Source organism: Mycobacterium sp. ZZG, from assembly GCF_054786995.1.
The window spans coordinates 25,554-44,828 of sequence record NZ_JBTBFV010000008.1 but is presented as its reverse complement, the minus strand read 5'-3'; the positions used below and the strand labels follow the sequence as shown (position 1 = coordinate 44,828).

The 19,275-nt window shown below is 67.5% G+C and carries 18 protein-coding genes and 1 riboswitch; of the genes, 8 read left to right on the top strand and 10 right to left on the bottom strand.

Annotated features, from left to right (window positions below; genetic code table 11):
- Nucleotide 1: 1 nt before the first annotated feature.
- The 4 genes from ACXMYJ_RS07275 to ACXMYJ_RS07260 form a co-directional block, all read right to left on the bottom strand.
- Entirely contained in the window at nucleotides 2–190 is a 189-nt protein-coding gene (locus tag ACXMYJ_RS07275) for a ferredoxin (RefSeq protein ID WP_260751105.1), read from the bottom strand.
- 13 nt (nucleotides 191–203) lie between these two features.
- Nucleotides 204–1,406 carry a cytochrome P450 gene (locus ACXMYJ_RS07270; protein ID WP_443187709.1) on the bottom strand — a complete coding sequence of 401 codons (1,203 nt, stop codon included), beginning with the start codon at nucleotides 1,404–1,406 and terminating at the stop codon, nucleotides 204–206.
- A gap of 109 nt (nucleotides 1,407–1,515) precedes the next feature.
- Complete coding sequence (locus ACXMYJ_RS07265; RefSeq protein WP_260751103.1) at nucleotides 1,516–2,268, bottom strand: PDC sensor domain-containing protein; 753 nt, start codon at nucleotides 2,266–2,268, stop codon at nucleotides 1,516–1,518.
- Entirely contained in the window at nucleotides 2,265–3,005 is a 741-nt protein-coding gene (locus ACXMYJ_RS07260) for a FadR/GntR family transcriptional regulator (protein WP_260751102.1), read from the bottom strand. Before ACXMYJ_RS07260 ends, ACXMYJ_RS07265 begins: the two co-directional genes overlap by 4 nt.
- A 156-nt stretch (nucleotides 3,006–3,161) precedes the next feature.
- Here ACXMYJ_RS07260 and ACXMYJ_RS07255 point away from each other — a divergent pair, with 156 nt between their 5' ends.
- Nucleotides 3,162–4,679 (top strand): APC family permease, encoded by a 1,518-nt coding sequence (locus tag ACXMYJ_RS07255; protein WP_260751101.1) that lies wholly within the window; start codon nucleotides 3,162–3,164, stop codon nucleotides 4,677–4,679.
- 14 nt (nucleotides 4,680–4,693) lie between these two features.
- Nucleotides 4,694–6,055, top strand: a complete 1,362-nt coding sequence (locus ACXMYJ_RS07250; protein WP_260751100.1) for an aldehyde dehydrogenase family protein — start codon at nucleotides 4,694–4,696, stop codon at nucleotides 6,053–6,055.
- A gap of 52 nt (nucleotides 6,056–6,107) precedes the next feature.
- Here the strand turns inward: ACXMYJ_RS07250 and hpnE are convergent, their stop codons facing one another.
- Nucleotides 6,108–7,478 carry a hydroxysqualene dehydroxylase HpnE gene (gene hpnE / locus ACXMYJ_RS07245; RefSeq protein ID WP_260751099.1) on the bottom strand — a complete coding sequence of 457 codons (1,371 nt, stop codon included), beginning with the start codon at nucleotides 7,476–7,478 and terminating at the stop codon, nucleotides 6,108–6,110.
- Between the two features lie 89 nt (nucleotides 7,479–7,567).
- Here hpnE and ACXMYJ_RS07240 point away from each other — a divergent pair, with 89 nt between their 5' ends.
- Nucleotides 7,568–8,593: an alcohol dehydrogenase catalytic domain-containing protein gene (locus ACXMYJ_RS07240; RefSeq protein ID WP_460355019.1), complete on the top strand. Its 1,026-nt coding sequence runs from the start codon at nucleotides 7,568–7,570 to the stop codon at nucleotides 8,591–8,593.
- Here ACXMYJ_RS07240 and ACXMYJ_RS07235 read toward each other — a convergent pair.
- Nucleotides 8,583–8,945: a DUF4345 family protein gene (locus ACXMYJ_RS07235; protein WP_460355017.1), complete on the bottom strand. Its 363-nt coding sequence runs from the start codon at nucleotides 8,943–8,945 to the stop codon at nucleotides 8,583–8,585. The genes ACXMYJ_RS07240 and ACXMYJ_RS07235 overlap by 11 nt on opposite strands.
- A gap of 34 nt (nucleotides 8,946–8,979) precedes the next feature.
- Between ACXMYJ_RS07235 and ACXMYJ_RS07230 the strand changes: the two genes are divergently transcribed.
- Nucleotides 8,980–9,765, top strand: a complete 786-nt coding sequence (locus ACXMYJ_RS07230) for a helix-turn-helix domain-containing protein (protein WP_260751095.1) — start codon at nucleotides 8,980–8,982, stop codon at nucleotides 9,763–9,765.
- Nucleotides 9,766–9,797: 32 nt separating this feature from the next.
- Here ACXMYJ_RS07230 and ACXMYJ_RS07225 read toward each other — a convergent pair whose 3' ends face one another.
- Entirely contained in the window at nucleotides 9,798–11,111 is a 1,314-nt protein-coding gene (locus ACXMYJ_RS07225) for a PE-PPE domain-containing protein (protein WP_460355014.1), read from the bottom strand.
- A 619-nt stretch (nucleotides 11,112–11,730) separates the two neighbouring features.
- A riboswitch (cobalamin riboswitch) is annotated at nucleotides 11,731–11,851 on the top strand.
- Between the two features lie 190 nt (nucleotides 11,852–12,041).
- Between ACXMYJ_RS07225 and ACXMYJ_RS07220 the strand changes: the two genes are divergently transcribed.
- The 3 genes from ACXMYJ_RS07220 to ACXMYJ_RS07210 all read left to right on the top strand — a co-directional run bounded on the left by ACXMYJ_RS07220 (nucleotide 12,042) and on the right by ACXMYJ_RS07210 (nucleotide 14,805).
- Entirely contained in the window at nucleotides 12,042–12,908 is an 867-nt protein-coding gene (locus tag ACXMYJ_RS07220; RefSeq protein WP_443187712.1) for an ABC transporter substrate-binding protein, read from the top strand.
- 74 nt (nucleotides 12,909–12,982) lie between these two features.
- On the top strand, nucleotides 12,983–14,005 hold the full coding sequence (locus tag ACXMYJ_RS07215) for a FecCD family ABC transporter permease (protein ID WP_443187757.1): 1,023 nt from the start codon (nucleotides 12,983–12,985) through the stop codon (nucleotides 14,003–14,005).
- On the top strand, nucleotides 14,002–14,805 hold the full coding sequence (locus tag ACXMYJ_RS07210) for an ABC transporter ATP-binding protein (RefSeq protein WP_443187713.1): 804 nt from the start codon (nucleotides 14,002–14,004) through the stop codon (nucleotides 14,803–14,805). The genes ACXMYJ_RS07215 and ACXMYJ_RS07210 overlap by 4 nt, the downstream gene beginning before the upstream one ends.
- Nucleotides 14,806–14,967: 162 nt before the next feature.
- Here the strand turns inward: ACXMYJ_RS07210 and ACXMYJ_RS07205 are convergent, their stop codons facing one another.
- The gene (locus ACXMYJ_RS07205; protein ID WP_260751091.1) at nucleotides 14,968–15,618 is read right to left on the bottom strand and encodes an MspA family porin; all 651 of its coding nucleotides are present in this window, start codon (nucleotides 15,616–15,618) and stop codon (nucleotides 14,968–14,970) included.
- 442 nt (nucleotides 15,619–16,060) lie between these two features.
- Complete coding sequence (locus ACXMYJ_RS07200) at nucleotides 16,061–17,350, bottom strand: MFS transporter (protein WP_460355009.1); 1,290 nt, start codon at nucleotides 17,348–17,350, stop codon at nucleotides 16,061–16,063.
- Between the two features lie 132 nt (nucleotides 17,351–17,482).
- Here ACXMYJ_RS07200 and ACXMYJ_RS07195 point away from each other — a divergent pair, with 132 nt between their 5' ends.
- A complete protein-coding gene (locus ACXMYJ_RS07195; RefSeq protein WP_460355006.1) occupies nucleotides 17,483–18,340 on the top strand; it encodes an alpha/beta fold hydrolase in 858 nt (285 codons plus the stop codon).
- Here ACXMYJ_RS07195 and ACXMYJ_RS07190 read toward each other — a convergent pair.
- Nucleotides 18,324–19,235, bottom strand: a complete 912-nt coding sequence (locus tag ACXMYJ_RS07190; protein ID WP_460355003.1) for an SDR family oxidoreductase — start codon at nucleotides 19,233–19,235, stop codon at nucleotides 18,324–18,326. The two genes, ACXMYJ_RS07195 and ACXMYJ_RS07190, sit on opposite strands and share 17 nt — an antisense overlap.
- Between the last annotated feature and the right edge of the window lie 40 nt (nucleotides 19,236–19,275).

Sequence of the window (19,275 nt, the reverse complement as noted above, 5' to 3'; positions counted from 1 at the left end):
CTCATTCCTTGATGGAGATGGCTTGCGCGGGGCAGACATCGGCGGCGTCTTCGACGTAGCTGCGCTGTGAATCGTCGGGATTTCCCTCGTATTCCAGGTTTCCGTCGTCGTTGAGCCAGAAGACCGCAGGTGCGGCGATGGCGCACTGGCCGTGGTCCTGGCACTTGGCGAGATCTACGGTGACGTGCATTTCGGCGTTCCTTTCAGTGGGCGGGCGTGAAGCCGATGGGCAGCGTGATCGGACCGGTGTTGCCCGAGTCGGGCAACCAGGTCGCGCCGGGCAGTTCGTGCGGGTCGAGCAACCGGCGGGCCAGCAGCGGCAACGCCTCGCTCATGTCGGACCGGGCGACGAAATGTCCGAGGCAATGGTGGGCCCCACCTCCGAACCCGAAGTGCGGCTTGCGTTCTGCGGTGATATCGAAACCCGGTTCGAACACGCGGGGGTCGGTGCCGGCAGACTCACTGTAGAGGTGCACGGTGGTGCCTGCAGTCAGCGTGACGCCTTCGTATTCGAAGTCTTCCAGCACCTCGCGGGTGACCCATCGCACCGTCGGGTTGACCCGCATGACCTCCTCGACGGCCTTGCCGCCGAGATCGGGCCGTGCGGCCAGCAGCCGCCACTGGTCGGGGTGGGCCATGAAGGTCTGCATCGCCAGGCCGAGCTGATTCCTGGTGGTGTCGAAGCCACCGAAGATCAACAGCACCATGGCATCTCGCAGCTCGGTGTCACTGAGCCGGCCGTCCTCGGGCCGCGATGCATTGACCAGCGTGGTGACGAAGTCGTCGCGCGGGTTGACCCTCCGGTCGGCGATGAGCCCGTCGCAGTACTCGTAGAGCGTGCTCAGCGCGGCCTCGATCCTGGGCAGATCCTCGCGGATCGTGACCCCGAGAGCCAGGCCGATCGTGGCCGATTCGGTGGAGATGACCTTCCACTCACCCTCGGGGATGCCCAGCATGATCGCAATGACCCGGGCCGCATAGGGCTCGGCGAACTCACTGACGAACTCACAGCGATCGGGTTCGGCGAAACCGTCGATGAGTTCGGTGGCCAGCGCCTGGAAGCGCGGCACCAGGTTACCGATCAGCTTGTTGGAGAACGCGGGATTCATCAGGCGGCGCAGCCGGTGGTGCTCGTCGCCCTCCTTGTTGAGGATCCAGCTGGCGAACCAGTCCGCGAACGGCCCTTCGGTCACACCGTTGTGGGCCGGCCACGCAGCGCTGCCCTGCCGCAGCTTGGGATGCTTGAGCAGCCGGTTGACCTGCTCGTAGCGGAGCACCGCGAGACCGTATTCGGTGGTGGCGTACCAGCTGCGCTCCCGGGCGGCATGCACCTCGTCCGAGGTGATCGAAAACGCCGGATCGGACACCTCGAAGCTGGGAACGGAATTCAGAGTGGTCGACGTCATCAGTGCTACCTCCGCGAGTGCGACCGAATGGTCACTAAATACTCTAGAAGTAGATGCTTAATGTCAACGGGTTGACGAAGGTTTCTCGTTAAAAGTCGGTAACGCGGCGTTAAGCCTGCGAATCGGGCCCCGCGGCATCCGTTTCGGGCCACCCGATGGCGACGACCCAACCCGTCCCGAGTGGCATTTCCGCGACCTGGCGGAACCCTGCAGGATCCGCCGTCGTGCCGGCCACGGGCATCGCCGGCAACCGGGATCCGACCAACCAGCGAGACGTGTTGGCGGCGATGACGCGGCGCTCGGCGTTGACGACGACCGCGTCCTCATCGGTCTGGCGCAGCACCTCCACCAGTTTGCGCTCCACCTCGCCGACCACCAGATCGGCGCCCGCGACTCCGAGGAAAGTTCCGTCGGCGACAACAGGAATCGTGGCGGTGATCGTGTACATGTCGGATCCGCTGTAGTCGACGTAAGGCCCGTACGCGACGCGCGCCTGCCCTCGCTTGGCCAGCTGATACCAATCCATCTGCAGATAGTCGTAGACGTCGATGCTCGTCGGGTCGAAGTTGAGCCGCAGCCGTGCCACCCGGTCGTTGTTGCGTTGCCACCACGCCAGATAGCGCTCCAAACCGTCGACGACGAACGGTGCGGCGATGAACCCCATGCCCCACACGGCGAACTCGTCGCGCAATCGTTCGGCGAGGCGGCGCTGCAAGCCGCTGAAATGCGCCTCGGTGAGGGCGGCGCGCGGCGGGCGGCTCCGCACCACCTCGTCGGCGATCTCCCCGAGCATCTCGTACAGCGGCTCCAACGACCGCGATGCGTCCTCGGCCAGGCGGCGGGCCAGCGATGTCGAGGTCATGACCCTTCCCCCGTGGCGGTGAGGTCGAGGTTCACCTGGGTCAGCCGGGCGAGCTGACCCATCACATGGGCCTCGGCCAACCTGCGCGCTTCCTCGGCATTCTCGGCGGCCACCGCCGCGGCGATGGCGTGCTGCTCCTCGACGTGGGCGGCGACGTCGATCTGCTGCCCGACCGGCAGCCACACCAACCCGGCCGCCTCGGCCTGCAGGTTGGCCTCCCGTCGCGCCAACCGTGAGGACTGCGAGGCGATCGCGACCTGAATATGGAAACGACTGTCGGCACGGATGCGGTCGCCCAGGGTGGCCGCGGCGCCGAGCTGGTCGGTCAGCGCGAACAGCCGGCGCACCGCATAGGGCGCCGCGCGTTCTGCCGCGAGCCGGGCCGCCTGCCCGGATATCGCGGTGTGCTCGTCGAACAGATCCCGGATGTCCGAGGCGCTCATGGCCGCCAGCCGCGCCGTCAGCTTGTCCACCGGAGGCCCCGCCGGGCGCCGCACGAAGGATCCGCCGCTGCGCCCACGGCGGGTCTCGACCAGCTCCTGTTCACGCAGTGTCGCCAGGGCCTCTCGCACGGTCATCGGCGCCACCCCGAACTGGGCGGCCAGGTCGACCTCCACCGGAAGTCGTTCACCGTCGTCGAGCAGCCCCAGGTGGATGGCTTCGGTGATCCGCTGGACGATCTCGTCGGCACGGCCCACCGGCGCCTCGGCGGCAACGAGCGGCGACAACGACGACACCGGCGCTCCTTTCCCGCACATCCGGTAGGTCCGACGACGGAAACCTACCCGATTTTCGACAAATTCTTCCGTTCCTGTTGCCGGTTAAACAATAGGACTGTAGTTTTTCGCTCACTTGGATTCCTGCATACCCAACTCCCGGCAGAAAGCAGGCTCATGTCCACCACTCATCCGACTTCCGACGCCCGCGGCAACGATGCCGAGGGCTACTACGAGTTCCACGACGGGAGCGACGCTGCACACCTGCACGCGCTCGGCTACAAATCGGAGTTCAAACGGGACATGAGCCCGTGGGCGAACTTCTCACTCGGCTTCACCTACCTGTCCCCCGTCGTCGGCATCTACACCTTGTTCGCGTTCGCACTGGCCACCGGTGGCCCGCCGATGATCTGGAGTCTGCTGATCGTCGGAGTCGGGCAGCTGCTCGTCGCCCTGGTGTTCTCCGAGATCGTGGCGCAGTACCCGGTGGCCGGCGGGGTCTATCCCTGGGCACGACGCCTGTGGGGACGACGATATGCATGGATGACCGGCTGGGTGTACCTGGCGGCCCTTCTGGTCACCATCGCGTCGGTGACCTACGGCGCCGGGCCGTTCATCGCCGCCGCGTTCGGCATCGAAGCGACGGTGAACAACGTCATCGTGTTCTCGCTGCTGCTGCTCGCGCTGGCCACCGTGATCAACTTCATGGGTACGAAAGTGCTTGCCAAAGCGGCGATCATCGGATTCAGCGCCGAGATCATCGGGGCCCTCGTGGTCGGGGGGTGGCTGCTGATCGCGCACCGTGAACACAACATCGGGATCATTTTCGACAGCTTCGGCGCCGGTGGCGACGGCAACTACATGTGGGCGTTCGCCGCTGCCGCGTTGATCGGCCTGTACCAGTACTACGGCTTCGAGGCGTGCGGTGACGTGGCCGAGGAGGTGCCCGACCCGGGCCGGTTGATCCCGAAGGCGATGCGCCGCACCATCTATATCGGCGGAGCTGCAGCAACTTTCGTGTGCTTGGCGCTGGTCCTGTCGGTGGCCGACATCCCTGCCGTGATCGCCGGCGAGGACACCGATCCTGTCAGCACGGTGCTCACCGAAGCCTTCGGCCCGGTCGGCTCCAAGATCATCCTGGTGATCGTGCTGCTGTCGTTCCTGTCGTGCGCGATGAGCCTGCAGGCCGCCGCGAGCCGGCTCGCGTACTCGTACGGGCGCGACGAGATGATCATGGGAAGTTCTCTTCTGAAGAAGTTCTCGCCCACGCGCCACGTCCCGCCGTACGCGTTGTTGCTGGCTGCTGCGGTGCCTGCGCTGATCATCCTCGGATCCAAGTTCTCCACCGATGCGATCACCAAGATCATCAGCTTTGCCGCTCTGGGCATCTACATCGGCTTCCAGATGGTCGTCCTCGCCGCGCTGCGGGCCCGCCTGAAAGGCTGGGTGCCCAGCGGGAAGTACACCCTGGGCAAGTGGGGTGTGCCGGTCAACATCGCCGCGTTGGTCTACGGAGTGATCGCGATGGTCAACATGGCCTGGCCCCGCACCCCGGACGCCCCCTGGTACGACAACTGGATCGTGCCGCTGTCGGCCGCAGTCGTCATCGGAATCGGATTGATTTACATGACGATTCACCCGTTACACGGCAAGAGCACGGCACCGTACGCCGACGCCATCCCCACCAAGAAATAGGAGAAGGACTCCCCGTGACCGTCACGCAGCCGCCGTACCGGACACTGAACCCCGCCACCGGTGAAGTGCTGGCGACGTTCGACACCACGACCGACGCCGAGGTCGCCGCGGCGCTCACCGCGGCCGACCAGGCCTACCGGATATGGGGCGAGGAGCCGTTGCAGGTCCGGCTGGAGGTGGTGCGCAACGTCGGACGGCTGCTGCGGGAGCGCGCGACAGATCTGGGCGAGCTGGCACGCCTGGAGATGGGCAAGAAACTCGACGAGGGCACCGGTGAGGTGGAGTTCTCCGCGTCCATCTTCGAGTTCTACGCCGATCAGGGTGCGGCACTGCTGGCCGACCAGCCCATCCCGACCTTCTCGGGAGGCACCGCAATGGTCCGGCGCCGTCCGGTCGGTGTGCTGTTGGGGGTGATGCCGTGGAACTTCCCCGTCTACCAGGTGGCCCGCTTCGCCGCACCGAATCTGCTGTTGGGCAACACGCTTCTGCTCAAGCACGCCGAATCGGTTCCTCAGTGCGCGTTGGCGATCGCCGAATTGCTGCGTGACGCCGGCGTACCCGCCGGGGTGTACACCAACCTGTTCGCGACGTTCGATCAGGTCGAGGCGATCATCGGAGACGATCGCGTGCAGGGCGTCTCGGTGACCGGATCCGAGCGTGCCGGCGCCGCCGTCGCCGCCACCGCCGGACGGGCACTGAAGAAATGCCTGCTGGAGCTCGGTGGTTCCGACCCGTTCATCGTCCTCGACGGCGATGCAGGCGAACTGGCGCGCACCGCTTGGGATTTCCGCACCTACAATATGGGACAGGCCTGTAACTCCAACAAGCGCATGATCGTCCTCGACGACGTCTACGACGATTTTGTCGCCGAATTGACCTCGCTGGCAGCCGGCCTCACATCGACCGAGATTGCTCCGCTGTCCTCACGGGCGGCGGCGGAAACCGTCGCCGCTCAGGTCGCCGACGCCGTCGACAAAGGCGCCACGCTGCACGCCGGTGGTGTGCTCGGCCAGGCACCCACGGCGTTCTACACCCCTGCTGTGCTGACGGGCGTCACCCCCGACATGCGGGCCTACACGGAGGAGCTGTTCGGCCCGGTGGCGGTCATCTACCGCGTTCGTGACGACGACGAGGCCGTCGCGCTCGCGAACTCCTCCGCGTTCGGTCTCGGGGCGTCGGTGTTCAGTACCGATGTCGGCCGCGCCGAGAAGGTCGCCCGACGGCTCGAAGCCGGAATGGTCAACGTCAACACCCCGGCCGGGGAAGGGCCCGACATTCCGTTCGGCGGCGTCAAGCGTTCCGGCTTCGGACGTGAGCTGGGCGCACTGGGCATCGACGAGTTCGTCAACAAGCAGGTCTACGTGATCGCCGACTGACGCCTGAGTGCCCCGGGTGTCGGCGCCGCCTTCCGCTCCGGTGCCGGCGCCCCTAGATTCCTGGGCCGCCGAGCTGGTCATGCAGGAGATCGACGGCGCGTGCCGCGCTCTGGGCCGCGCCCTCCATCGTGGTGGGCCAGTCGTTGTGCGTCCAGTCCCCCGCCAGCACGAGATTCGGCAGCGCTGTGCGGTTTGTCGGCCGGATGGTGGACATCCCCACCCGCGACGAGAAAGTGGCCTTCGGCCACGGGACGACGGTCACGTCGAGCACGTCCGCCTCGCGGGCGGCCGGATAACTGCTCCGCAGCGCCCCGACGAGACGCTCGGCGACGTCGGCCTTCTTCAACCCCATCAACTCGTACGCGGCGCACGTGGTCAGCCCGTACAGATGGTTGCCGTCGGCGCGCGGCCCGTGCATCTTGTCCCGGTCGAACACCCATCCGATATCGCTGTCCAGCAGTGACTCCCACGGAGCCACCGTGCCCAGCGGCCGGTCCAGCAGCACATAGGTGCTCATGATCGGGATCGGCTCGAGCTTCTTTGCCGCCAGCCGCGCCTCCTCCGCATCCGGCACCTCGTCGAGCAGGGACCGCAGGTTCCACGACGGGACCGCGAGGATCACCGCGTCGGCGGTCACGGTGCCGCCGCCGGACAACCGCACGCCGGTCGCCACTCCCCCGCCGGTCGTCACCGCCGCGACGCGGGCACGGAGGCGGACATCGACGCCACGCTCGGCCATCACGCGCTGCGCTCCTCGCAGATAGAGCGTGTCCAGGTCGACCGTCGGATAGCCGATCCGCACGGCACCGGTGCCCGACCGACGTACCCGGTCGGACCCGGTACGCAGCAGCGCGGCGAAGGCGTGCGCCGACGCCAGGTGCGGAAGCTCGTTGAGCAGCCCGATCACCATGGAATTCAGCAGGATCCGGCGGACTTCGCCGGGGAAGCCCAACCGGTCGAACCACGCGTCGACGGTGATGTCGTCCAGCGAATCGTCGAACCGCAGGACATCGCGGACCAGGCGGGCCCAGGCCGGGGCCGCCCGCAGCAGCATCGCCATACTCAAGCCCCGCACCCGGCCGAGCATCAGGCGCCGCAGGTGCGCCACCCGCAGTCCGAACACCTCCGCATGACCGTCCGGATACCGCACGCCGAACTCGTCCGGGAACTGCAGAAGACCCTGCGCACCAATGGATTCCAGGTAGCGAAAGATGTTCTCGTAGGAGCCGGTCAGCACGTGCTGACCGTTCTCCACCGCATCCCCGTGGCCGGAGGTCAAGCCGATGGTCCGACCGCCCAGTGAGCCGTTGCCCTCCAACAGCGTGACCCGGTAGCCCCTCTCGGTCAGCCACACCGTGGACGCCAGCCCCGCCAGGCCGCCGCCCACGACCACGACGTGCTTGCGTGCGGAGGTGGTCGTCATGACGGTGATCGCAAAGGTCTTGCCGGCGGCGCCACGGCGGGTTACGTTACCCGACGTTGCGTATTTCGACGACGAGGAGACGGATCGGCATGCGTGCGGTGGTCGTCGACAGCAAGGGCACGGTGCACGTCGCCACCCGACCCGATCCGCCGCTGCCCGGCCCCGACGGCGCACTGGTCGAGGTGACCGCGACGGCCATCTGCGGCTCGGATCTGCATTTCCTGGAAGGGCATTACCCGATCGGCGATCCGGTGTCCATCGGGCACGAGGCGGTCGGGGTGGTCGTCGACACCGGACCCGCCGTCGCGAATTTCCGCCCCGGCGACCGGGTGCTGGTGTCATCGGTCGCTGGATGCGGCCGCTGTGCGGGGTGCCGGACGCTGGACCCGGTGGCGTGCGTGCAGGGTCCGCAGATCTTCGGGTCCGGCCTTCTCGGTGGAGCGCAGGCCGACCTGATGGCGGTACCGGCGGCGGACTTTCAGCTGCTCACGATCCCGGACGGGATCGACACCGAACAGGCGCTGCTGCTGACCGACAATCTGGCCACCGGATGGGCAGCCGCCAAACGCGCCGACATCCCACTCGGCGGCACGGTGGTGGTGATCGGCGCGGGAGCCGTCGGTCAGTGCGCACTGCGCAGTGCCTATGCACTCGGTGCGGCAACGGTTTTCGTTGTGGATCCGGTTCCCGCCCGCCGGGACCGCGCCACCGCGGCCGGGGGGCGTGCACTCACCTCGCCTGCCGCGGCGGCAATCCTGGAAGCCACCGGCGGATTAGGCGCCGATTCGGTGATCGACGCCGTCGGCACGGACGCCTCGATCGACGACGCCCTGGCGTGTGTGCGTACCGGCGGCACGGTGTCGATCGTCGGGGTGCACGATCTGCAGCCGTATCCCCTGCCGGCGCTGGCATGCCTGCTGCGCAGTCTGACGGTCCGGCTCACCACCGCCCCGGTGCAGCAGACCTGGCCGGAACTGATCCCGTTGCTGCAGGCCGGCAGGCTCAGCATCGACGGGATCTTCACCGGCACAATGCCGCTGGCCGACGCCGCCCGGGCATACGAAGCGGCGTTCGCCCGGTCGGCCGAACACCTCAAGATCCAGCTCATCCCATGACGGCGAACAACCCCGCCGCGGCGAGGGTCTCGACGAAGAAGTAGAACCAGTTGGGGTAGAACGGGGTTCGGCCGTCCAGGGCGGACACCAGCCGCCCCGCCGCCATCCCCGCCAGTGCGGCAGCCACGGTGACGAGCACACCCGATCGCAGATCCGGTGTGGTGATCGCGACGATGAGCACCGCCGCGATCGCCAGACCGAATCCGCCGTACACCGCCCGCACCTCCGAGCGCGCCGCGCCCGATCCCAGCGCCACGCCGAACGGCGCGACCACCCGGGCCGGAGCGACGAGAGCGAGGACACCCATCCCTGCGAAGAACACCGTGGCGCCGGCCATGACCGTGATCGTCACGCTAACCTCCCATGCACTGGCTCAGGAGGACACCATGACAGCTGTCACGGCCGCGTCGCTTCCACAAACCTGCTATCCGGCGGTGTGGTTGTGGCCCGGGCAGGTGCTCTACGCCGGCCCCGCGCTGAACCTCGAGCCGCACTCGGGATCGGTGTGGTGCCTGGCGGTCGGTGTGGACGGCGCCGTCACCGTGACCGCCGACGGGCACCGGGTGGCGGCGCGCAGCGTGCTCATCCCACCCCGGCTGGTGCACCATCTCGACACGCACGGCGGGCGACTGGTGTCCTGCTACCTCGATCCGTCCTCAGGCCGCGCATCAGCGTGTGGCGACAGATGTCGCAGCACCACTGCCGCGCTCATGTCCGACCACGCTGACGAGGACGCGTTGAGGCAGATGCCCGAGGACGACGAATCCGCGCGACGCTGGCTTGATCTCGCGGCGCCGGCCTCACCGGCTGCGCCCGATCCGCGCATCGCCGAGACGATCCGGCGCATCGCTGCCGATCCCTGCGGCGGCCTGTCCTCGGGCCGACTCGCCGCAGCCATAGGCCTGTCCGAATCGCGGTTCCTGCATCTGTTCCGCCACCAGGCCGGCACCAGCCTGCGCCGCTACCGCATGTGGATGCGACTGCTGCGGGCAGGCGAGGCGGTGAGCGCCGGCAAGAGCCTGACCGATGCGGCCGCGGACGCGGGCTTCGCAAGCCCGTCCCATCTTTCGGACCGGTTCAAGTCCACCTTCGGCCTCACCGCGACCGACCTGTTGAGCAGCGGTGCCGTGCTGCGCGTCCTCCCCGACATACCACGAAGCCCCGGCGGGTAGCCGGGGCTTCGGGTCTGCGGAGTCCGGGGAGGTTACTCCGAGTCTGAGGAGTCCGACGATCCGGAACCGGATTCATCCGACGAGGAATCCGACGAGGCCTCCGTGGAGTCCCTGTCCTGATCCGCGTCGGCCGACTGCGAGGTGTCGGCGTCTTCCTGTGCTGCCGCGTCGGTCTCGTCCTCGACCGCGGCATCCCCATCGACGGTGCCGGTGACGTCGGCGTCGGTTTCGGCGACATCGGCGTCGTCGCCGTCGCGGACCACAGCCTCGCCGACCGTGTCCTCAACCACCTCGTCACCAACCGGCGCAGCGGCGCCCGACTCGGCCTGCGCGTCGCTGTCCGCGACCGCAGTGGTGACGGCCTCGACGGCCTTCTCCTCCACCTGGGGCTCGGCGACCGGTTCGGCGATCACCGCGGGAGCGGCGACCGGTTCGGCGACCGCTGCGGGAGCGGCGACGAACGTGCGCAACGCGGTGGCGCGGACGTCATTGCGGCTGTACGCCTTGTCGATCTTGGCCTTGAGCTCGGCTTCGCGAGCTGCCAGGCTCGGGAACATCTGCACCAGAGGCAGTTTCGCGGTCGGGACCAGATAGTTGGTGGTGGTGCCGCCCTTGGAGTTGACGTCCACGGTGATGTTCTCCGCAGGAACCTTGGACAGGTCGGCGAACATCATCGGAACATGCACGTAGATTCCACCGGCGATCGCGTTCAGCACCGCGAGCCCGTTCCACCAGCGATCCGGGAAGTCCGCCATACCGTCGTACTCGCCGGTGACCACGACGATGTCGTACTCGGTCTCGGGCGCCGGGCGGTAGGTGTAGTCGAAGCTCTTGTTGTACCGCGTCTGGTTGATCAGCTTCTGGCGGCTGGAATCGGCGACCAGGACGAAGGTGATCTGGTTCTTGTCGGGCGCCTCGGCGTCAGCGGCCAGTTGGCGGAGCACCTCGTTGACCACCAGGGAGCCGGCGGACAGCCCGACGACGGTGACCTTCTCGTCGTTGATGTAGTTGCCCTGGCCGTCCTTGGCGAGACGGTCGAGCGCCGCGTCGATCTGGGCATTGAGGTTGGTGACGCCGATGTTGATCGACGCACCGAGCGTGAGATCGTTCTTACCGGTGTACGGCGCCGCCTCGGCCGGCCAGTTCACACTCACACGCTGCTGATCTTTCAGTGCCCCCCCGAGCAACTGACTCATGACCGCGTCGTGCATCGACGACGTCGCGATACCGCCGATGACAAGAGCCGAGCTGGCGCCCCAGGCCGACGTGGCGGTGATGGCCGCCAACGCCAGCGAAGCAAACGCTGTGCCGCACGCTACAGATGCTTTGCGCACACCGATTTTCATGGAAACTCCCCGTTTGATGCAGTGATTCTGACCCGCCGATCCGGCGACGAGGAAAAGCATAAGGAGAGTTATATGTCCGCAGCCAGCAAAATCTTGACATTTCTAATGGTTGCAGCCTGTAGCGAACGGTGTCGGCTTCGCCATGAACCCACTTGTCGGATCAAAGCCTCCGCGAGGGTGCCTACCTCTCGCAGCGCTACAACGATCTGAACAGGATATATGTCGCGCTTTCAACGCAATCTGACCGAACGAACCGCCCACCACCGCACCGTGAAAGTTGTCTCTGACCCTAAGAAGCTAATAAAAGTTAACGTCCCAAAGAATGCTCCTCAGCACACTCCAAGGCAACATCTTTCACTCCAGTAACACGCCGGGTCGATGGGCCTCGCACGCCCGACGTCGGGACCGGTCGAGTCGGCCGGGCTGTGAAGTCGCGAAGCTCACACAGCAAACCGCTGGCAGTGTCGCCAACGCCGCGCCAGAACCGAGTTGCAGCAGGCCGTCGGCCGGGTCGTCCGCCGGGGAGATGCGCGTCCGGCGAATGGGGTGCCGGGGGAGTTCGACCGGCGTCGGCTATGGTCAGCGTGGCCGGTCGGCCCGACCGGCCCCGACGAGCAGGCAGGAAGCCGGTGTGAATCCGGCACGGTCCCGCCACTGTGACCGGGGAGCGAACCCCAGCTCGACCACGGCCGGCAGGCTGGAAGGTCGGGGTGCGCGCTGATCCGGGAGTCAGGATACTGCTCTCGCCGGCCCTCTTACTGGGACGTGGAGATCCCGGATGGAGCCGATGCAGTGCGTTGCCTTGTTCCTTGCCGCGGGCGCGGGTTGATCGCCTCGTGTGCCGTCCTTCTTCTTGTCGCGGCGTCAGCGGCCGGATGCTCGTCCGCGCCGCAGAACTCACCAGAAATTCTGCAGCACAGTGGTTTTCCGGTGACCCTCGACAACTGCGGTCAGTCGGTCGTCGTCGAGGCGCCGCCGGAGCGCGCGGTGGCGTATTTTCAGCATCCGGCTGAGATGATGCTCGCGCTGGGCCTGCGCGATTCGATCGCAGCGACGGTCTATCCGGACAATCCCCCGCTGCCTCGCTATGAGGTGGCGTACCGGTCTGTTCCCGAACTCTCCGGCAAGGACGCGTCGTTGGAGCGGGTGCTGTCGGTGGCACCGGATTTCGTCTACGGCGGTTATGCGAGCGCCTTCGACGACGCGGCCGGACGCTCCCGGCAGGCGTTCGCCGACGCGGGGGTGACCACCTACCTGAACCCGGAATACTGTGCGACCGAACCGATCACGATGGACGATGTCTACGACGAGGTGCACACCGTCGCGCGGATCTTCGGAGTCGAGGATCGTGCCGGCGGACTGATCGACGACATGCGCTCCAGCGTCGCGGCCACTCAGGAGCGGATCGCCGGCGTCGAACCACTCACGGCGTTCGTGTACGACAGCGGTGAGGACGCGGCGTTCACCGCCGGCCGCAGGGGAATTGGCGATCAGATCATCACCCTCGCGGGTGCGAGCAACATCTTCGCCGACCTGGACGACACCTTCGCCGACGTGTCGTGGGAGCAGGTGCTTCAGCGCGATCCCGACGTGATCGTCATCTACGACTATCACGGCACCCCATCGGTGGAGCAGAAGAAGCGGTTTCTCACCAGCAAGCCCGAATTGGCTGCGGTGACCGCGATCCGGGAGGACCGCTTCGCCGTGCTGACCCTGCAGGACGCTGTGCTCGGAGTGCGAGCGCCGTTCGCGGTCGAGGCGCTGGCCCGCCAGCTGCATCCGGACCGGTTCCGGTGAGCACACCCACAGGGCTCGGGGACGGGACGACCGCGCCGCCGCGCGGGGGTCCGCGCCGTCCGCCGTATCCGCTCGTGCTGGCCGGGCTGTGCCTGGTGCTCGTCGGCGCGGTCACCGCCGGCTTGGCGATCGGCTCGATCGCCATCCCTCCCGCCGATGTCGTCCGCAGTGTCGCGGCGACCGTGTTCCCCTCCGCGGCGGATACCGACGTGCCCGCGCACGTTCACACGGTGGTCACCCAGGTGCGCGCTCCAAGGGTGTTGCTGGGCGCGGTGGTCGGGGCCGGCCTGGCGGTGGTCGGGATGACGCTGCAGGCGCTCGTCCGCAATCCGCTGGCCGAGCCGTTCCTGCTGGGTGTGTCCTCGGGCGCGTCGGTGGGCGCGGTGGCGGTCATCGTCTCCGGCATCGGTGTCCTCGGCTGGCTGTCTCCATCGCTCGCCGCGTTCGCCGGATCGCTGGCCGCACTCGGCCTGGTCTACGGATTGTCCGGGGGCGCAGGGCAGATCACGACCACGCGCCTGATCCTCGCCGGCGTTGCGGTGTCCTACGCGCTGTCGGCGGTCACCAGTTTGATGCTGCTGACCGCCGACAGCGGTGACCGCGCCCGGCAGGTGCTCACCTGGTTGCTCGGCGGGTTGGGCAGCGCACGATGGGACACGCTGTGGCTGCCGCTGGCCCTGGTGGCAGCCGGCGTGATCCTGCTGCTGGCCCAGGCCCGGACCCTCAACGTGCTGCTGGCCGGAGAAGCCGCCGCGGCCACCATGGGCGTCGACACGCAACGCTTCCGGGCCCGGATGTTCGTTCTGACGTCGTTGGTGACCGGGGTGCTGGTCGCCGCCAGCGGTCCGATCGGATTTGTCGGGCTCATCCTCCCGCACGCGGTGCGACTGGTGGTCGGCAGCGACCACCGCCACGCGCTGCCTGCCGCCGCGCTGGCCGGGGCCGGCTTTCTGGTGCTGGCCGACATCGCCGCTCGCACTCTGGCCGCGCCGCAGGAGATCCCGGTCGGCGTCCTGACGGCCCTGTGCGGCGGCCCGTTCTTTCTCTGGCTGCTGTGGCGGGACGCGCGCCGCCGCGTCGCGGCGGTGCCCCGGTGAACGCGGCACGGGTCGAGATCGGCGCGCTCTGCGTCGACCGCGGCGGGCGTCGCGTCCTCGATGGTGTCGATGTGACCGCCCCACCGGGCACCGTCGTCGGTGTGGTGGGCCCCAACGGCTGCGGGAAGTCGACGCTGCTGCGCGCGCTGCTGGGCATCCTGCGACCGTCGTCGGGTACGGTCACCGTGGACGGCGCCGACGTGGCGTCGATGACTCCACGGCAGCGGGCGCGCACGACGGCCGCCGTGCTGCAGGACGAAACCGGTGACTTCGACCTGCTGGTGCGCGATGTGGTCGTTATGGGCCGGGCGCCGCACAAGCGGATGTTCCAGGGCGACAACACTTCCGACGAGGCCATTATCGCCGAGGCACTGGCGCTCGTCGACGCCTCGGCCCTGACCGACCGGGGCTTCGCGCTGCTGTCCGGCGGTGAGCGTCAACGCGTCCTGGTGGCACGTGCGCTGGCTCAGCGACCGCGGCTGCTGGTGATGGACGAACCGACCAATCACCTCGACGTCCGGCACCAATTCGACGTGCTGGCACTACCAGCCCGCCTCGGTGTGACGGCGGTGGTCGCCCTGCACGATCTCAACCTGGCCGCCCATTACTGCGACCATGTCGTGGTGCTGCGGAACGGAGCGCCGGTGTGTGCGGGTCCGCCCGAAACGGTGCTCACCGCAACGCTGATCGCCGACGTGTGGGGCATATCGGCCAGCGTCGGCTCGCACCCGCGGACCGGCCGTCCGCACGTCGCCTTCGATCCTTCACAATCGGCGGAGCAGCTCTTCACGGCGCCGTGACGAGGCGATCCCACGCCATCGGCCGATTGACTTGCGGGGGCTCAGGCGGACCTCGCCTCCCTCGCTGACCGCGATCGCCTTGGGGCCGGCGGGAGCGGACCCGTCTGAAACCGAAAGTGGCCCCCCGGACTCGCGCCGGAGGGCCACCTGTCGTGGAACCTGTCAGTTCATGTTCCAGGGCTCGCCGTAGGTGGTGACGCTGTCACCGGTCGACGAGATCAGGCGGGCGAACGGACGCAGCAGCACACCACCGGCAGCACCGGTCACCGTGCCGTGCGCGTTGGACACCGCCACCGAACCGCCCGGCCCGGCCACGTCCACCGAGAAGGTCGCGACCTCCTGGATACCCGGGCCGTTGCCCAGATCCGCCGAGATCGACACACCCGGGAACAGCGGCGGGGTCACGATGCTGTCGCCGAAGCCCAAGAACGGATCGTCTACCTGCGGGCCGAAGCCGAAGCCGTCGTAGGCGATGTTCGGGGTGGTGTAGCTGAAGTTGATGCCCACACCCAGCGACCACGGGAAGCCGACCTGGTAACCCAGCTCCAGCGTGCCCTCGAAGTCATCGGCACCCTCACCGGCCACGATGTAGGTCGCCTTGCCCGAGTGGAACCACTCACGGGTCAGACGGTTGCGGTCCAACGGAAACACGCCGTTGAGGAACGTGTCCCACTGCTGGATCGTCAACGTCCGGCCCTGGCCGTCGACCAGGCTCAGCTCGTTGTCCAGCCCTGCGTGCGAAGTGCCAGTGCTCACGAACAACGCCGCGATGGACGCGACCATCGCGATCAGCACCCGACTGATTACCTTCATGATCGTCCTAAGGAAGTCGACGGCCGCCCGATGGGCGACCGTTGAGAGTTCATGCCTGGCTGACGGAGCGGCTTCTTGACTCCGGACCCGGTGTACCCAGAGATGTCCCTGGCTACGCCGAGTGTCTTATGCGGCTTTAAGCCGGACCTAACGTAAATCATGGGGAAGCGTCGCGCTGGACAAAGCAACCTTCAAGTACGGCAATCTCAGGTCATTCACAGCGTGTTCAACGAACAACAACGGATTCAGCTAACTCACAGCAGATCTGGAAAAAGGCTCTGACCAGTGCGGTCGCACCGTATCGGCAGACCGGCCCGGGCCTGGACCGCCAATGATGGCGAAATAATGACGGTTATGGATCCGAGAAAGTCTGACGGAGGTGTCAAAACCGCTGCGGCTCAACTGGTTGCCAACGGAAGCAATCGGCGCGCCGGGCGCGGTCCTACACCGTCGTCAGATCTGTGCCACGGGTCTCGCTGATCCGCCACACCGCCAGAGCCGTCACCAGACCGCATGCCGCGGCGAGCCCGACCAGCGGCTGCCGTGAGACCTCCACGGCATGCAGGCTGCTCGCGATCAGCGGTGTGAAACCCGCGCCGAGCAACGCCGCGAGTTGGTAGCCCATCGATGCACCGGTGTAGCGGACGGTCGTCCCGAACATCTCGGAGAACAGCGCGCCCAACGGCGCATACATCATCGACTGGATGATCTGGGCCAGCACCATCGCGACGGTGAGCCACAGCTGCGACCGCGAATCCACCAGCGCATAGAACGGCCACGCGTACCCGATGATGCCGACGGCCCCGCACACCATCACGAGCCGTCGCCCGACCCGGTCGGAGAACGCCGAGAAGACGGGGATGGCCACCAGCCCGGTCAGGGAGGTGAAGATCAACGCCGTCATGACGTCGGTGCGGTGGTACCCGATCGCGGTGGCGTAACTGATCATGTAGGTGCTGATGAGCGCGGTCAGCGCGAACGGGCCGATACCGGCCGCGCACGCGAGCACCAGGGTGCGCGGTGTGCGCAGTACTTCGAGAAGCGGCACTGTCGAGGGTTCGGCGGGCGCACGTCGTGCCGCTTCGAACACCGGGCTCTCGGTGATCGACAGGCGCACGTAGATGCCGATCGCCAGCAGCAGCACGCTTATCAGGAACGGGATACGCCAACCCCAGGACAACAGGTCGTCGTCGGGCAGCAGGGTGATCACCGTGACCACTGCTACCGACAGCAGCGACCCGATGGGTGAGCCCATCTGCATCACGCCGTTCCAGAAGCCGCGGCGATGGGCCTCGGCGTGTTCGGTGACCATCAGCGTGGCGCCGCCCCACTCCCCTCCGATGGCGATGCCCTGGATCACCCGCAACGCCACCAACAGGATCGGGGCGGCCACGCCGACGGCGGCGTAGGTGGGCAGCAGGCCGATCAGGAAGCTCGCGGCGCCCATCATCACCATCGTCAGCACGAGCATCGACTTACGTCCCAGCCGATCACCGAAGTGCCCGAACAGGATCCCGCCCACTGGCCGGGCGACGTAACCGGCGGCCAACGTCCCGAACGCCGCGATGGTGGCCACAGCCGGGTTCGAGTCCGGGAAGAACACCACTCCGAACACCAGAGCGCTCATGGTGCCGTAGACCAGGAAGTCGTAGTACTCGATGGCGGTCCCCAGCAGGCTGGACAGCGCGACCCGGCGCAACAGCGTCTGGTCGGCTGCCAGTGTCTGCTGCATGGTGAATCTCCTTGCCGGACAGAGGTTGAGGCGTTTCGCATCATTGTGCGTCCGGGCGCCGGGCAGGGAAGGGGGCGTCCACTGACTGGAACGCCGGTGGCCGCCCACGCGCCGATGCGGTGGAATCACAGGATGACCGTCGACTACCAGGACAGCCTGCGTGAGATCAGCACCCCGTCGGGCGTGCTTCGTTATCACGAGGCCGGTGACGGACCCCCTCTCCTGCTGCTGCACGGGTCCGGACCGGGAGTGACCGGCTGGCGGAACTTCCGCGGCAACCTGGAGGGGTTCGCGCGCCACTTCCGCTGCCTGGTGCTGGAGTTCCCCGGCTTCGGTGTCAGTGATGACTTCGGCGGACACCCGATGGTGGACGCCCAGGGTGCGGTCGTCACGTTCGCCGACGCACTCGGGCTGGACCGGGTCGATGTGATCGGCAACTCCATGGGTGGCGGGATCGGCAGCAATTTCGCCATCCGGCACCCCGACCGGGTGGGAAAGCTGGTGACCATCGGCGGGGTCGGCACCAATGTCTTCAGCCCGGGCCCGAGCGAGGGCATCCGATTGCTACAGGAATTCACCGAGGACCCCACGCGGCAGCGGCTGATCGACTGGTTGCGGTCGATGGTCTACGACCCCGCCCTGGTGACCGAGGAGTTGATCGAGGAACGCTGGGCGCTGGCCACCGATCCCGAGACCCTCGCCGCCGCACGGCGCATGTACGGCAAGGCCGCGTTCGCCGCGATGATGGAGATGGTGCGCAGGGCCGACGCACCGATGCCGTGGGCGACGATGCACAAGGTGGCGGCCCCGACACTGCTGACCTGGGGGCGCGACGATCGAGTCAGCCCGCTGGACATGGCGCTGGTGCCGATGCGCACGATCCCGAACGCCGAGTTCCACGTGTTCCCGAACTGCGGGCACTGGGTGATGATCGAAGCCAAGGCCGCGTTCGAACGGACGGTGCTCGGGTTCCTCAGCGCGACTGCATGATCCGGCGGTAACCCAGGAACCGCGCACCGTAGCGGGCCAGCTCCCGGCCCGGGACACGGGCCGGCCAGGCATCCGCGCGGAAGTAGGCATCGGACCCGCCGTCGACGAACACCACGCTGCCGCAGAGGAAGTCCGCCGCGTCGGAGAGCATGAACACCATCCAGTCCGCGAGCCGGCCGGGATCACCGAAGCCGCCGATCGGGACCGGGAACGCTCGGATGGCCTTGGCCTCGGCCGGGTTGGCGAGTTGCTCGGCCAGCAGCGGGGTCATGATCGCGCCGGGGGCCAGCGCATTGAGGCGGATACCGGCACCGGCCCACTGCGGGCTGACGGCCTGCCGGCGCACCCACCGCGACACCGCGGTTTTGGACGCCGCGTAGATCATCGGGGCCGAACGCTTGCCGAACCACCGCACCGCGCGCAGCGCCTTCGCCGAATCGCCGGCCAGCAGCGCCGATACCGCCCGGCGTGGCACCAGCGGGGTCGTCGTCGTCGAATTGCTGCCTACCACCACGACTTTCGCGGCGTCGCCACGGGCCAGCGCCGGCCGCAGAGCGGTCAGCAGGTCGACGACACCGAAGTAGTTCACCTCGGCGATCAGGCGGTCGCGGCCGGGCACCGGCCCGAGGCCGGCGGCCAGCACCGCGCCGTCGAGGACACCGTCACAGGCGGCCATGACGTCCTCGGCCGCGGACCGCCGCCCCTGGGGGGTCGACAGATCGGCCACCACCTCGAGCGGTTGCGGCATGGAGGCGAGCGCTGGGCGTTGATGTTCATGCCGGAATCGCGGGGATGCGATGTCCACCCCGATGACGGCATGCCCGGTGGCACGCAACCTCTCCGCGGTCTCGTTCCCCATGCCGGAGGCCGACCCGGTCACGACGTACGTTCCCATCGGCGCTGCCCTTCACTCGACCGACCAGAGAGTCACTTCG

Excerpts from the sequence above, each read along its gene's own strand:
- ACXMYJ_RS07275 (WP_260751105.1), bottom strand. The coding sequence starts at position 190 with ATGCACGTCACCGTAGATCTCGCCAAGTGCCAGGACCACGGCCAGTGC.
- ACXMYJ_RS07270 (WP_443187709.1), bottom strand. The coding sequence starts at position 1,406 with ATGACGTCGACCACTCTGAATTCCGTTCCCAGCTTCGAGGTGTCCGAT.
- ACXMYJ_RS07265 (WP_260751103.1), bottom strand. The coding sequence starts at position 2,268 with ATGACCTCGACATCGCTGGCCCGCCGCCTGGCCGAGGACGCATCGCGG.
- ACXMYJ_RS07255 (WP_260751101.1), top strand. The coding sequence starts at position 3,162 with ATGTCCACCACTCATCCGACTTCCGACGCCCGCGGCAACGATGCCGAG.
- hpnE (WP_260751099.1), bottom strand. The coding sequence starts at position 7,478 with ATGACGACCACCTCCGCACGCAAGCACGTCGTGGTCGTGGGCGGCGGC.
- ACXMYJ_RS07240 (WP_460355019.1), top strand. The coding sequence starts at position 7,568 with ATGCGTGCGGTGGTCGTCGACAGCAAGGGCACGGTGCACGTCGCCACC.
- ACXMYJ_RS07230 (WP_260751095.1), top strand. The coding sequence starts at position 8,980 with ATGACAGCTGTCACGGCCGCGTCGCTTCCACAAACCTGCTATCCGGCG.
- ACXMYJ_RS07225 (WP_460355014.1), bottom strand. The coding sequence starts at position 11,111 with ATGAAAATCGGTGTGCGCAAAGCATCTGTAGCGTGCGGCACAGCGTTT.
- ACXMYJ_RS07205 (WP_260751091.1), bottom strand. The coding sequence starts at position 15,618 with ATGAAGGTAATCAGTCGGGTGCTGATCGCGATGGTCGCGTCCATCGCG.
- ACXMYJ_RS07200 (WP_460355009.1), bottom strand. The coding sequence starts at position 17,350 with ATGCAGCAGACACTGGCAGCCGACCAGACGCTGTTGCGCCGGGTCGCG.
- ACXMYJ_RS07195 (WP_460355006.1), top strand. The coding sequence starts at position 17,483 with ATGACCGTCGACTACCAGGACAGCCTGCGTGAGATCAGCACCCCGTCG.
- ACXMYJ_RS07190 (WP_460355003.1), bottom strand. The coding sequence starts at position 19,235 with ATGGGAACGTACGTCGTGACCGGGTCGGCCTCCGGCATGGGGAACGAG.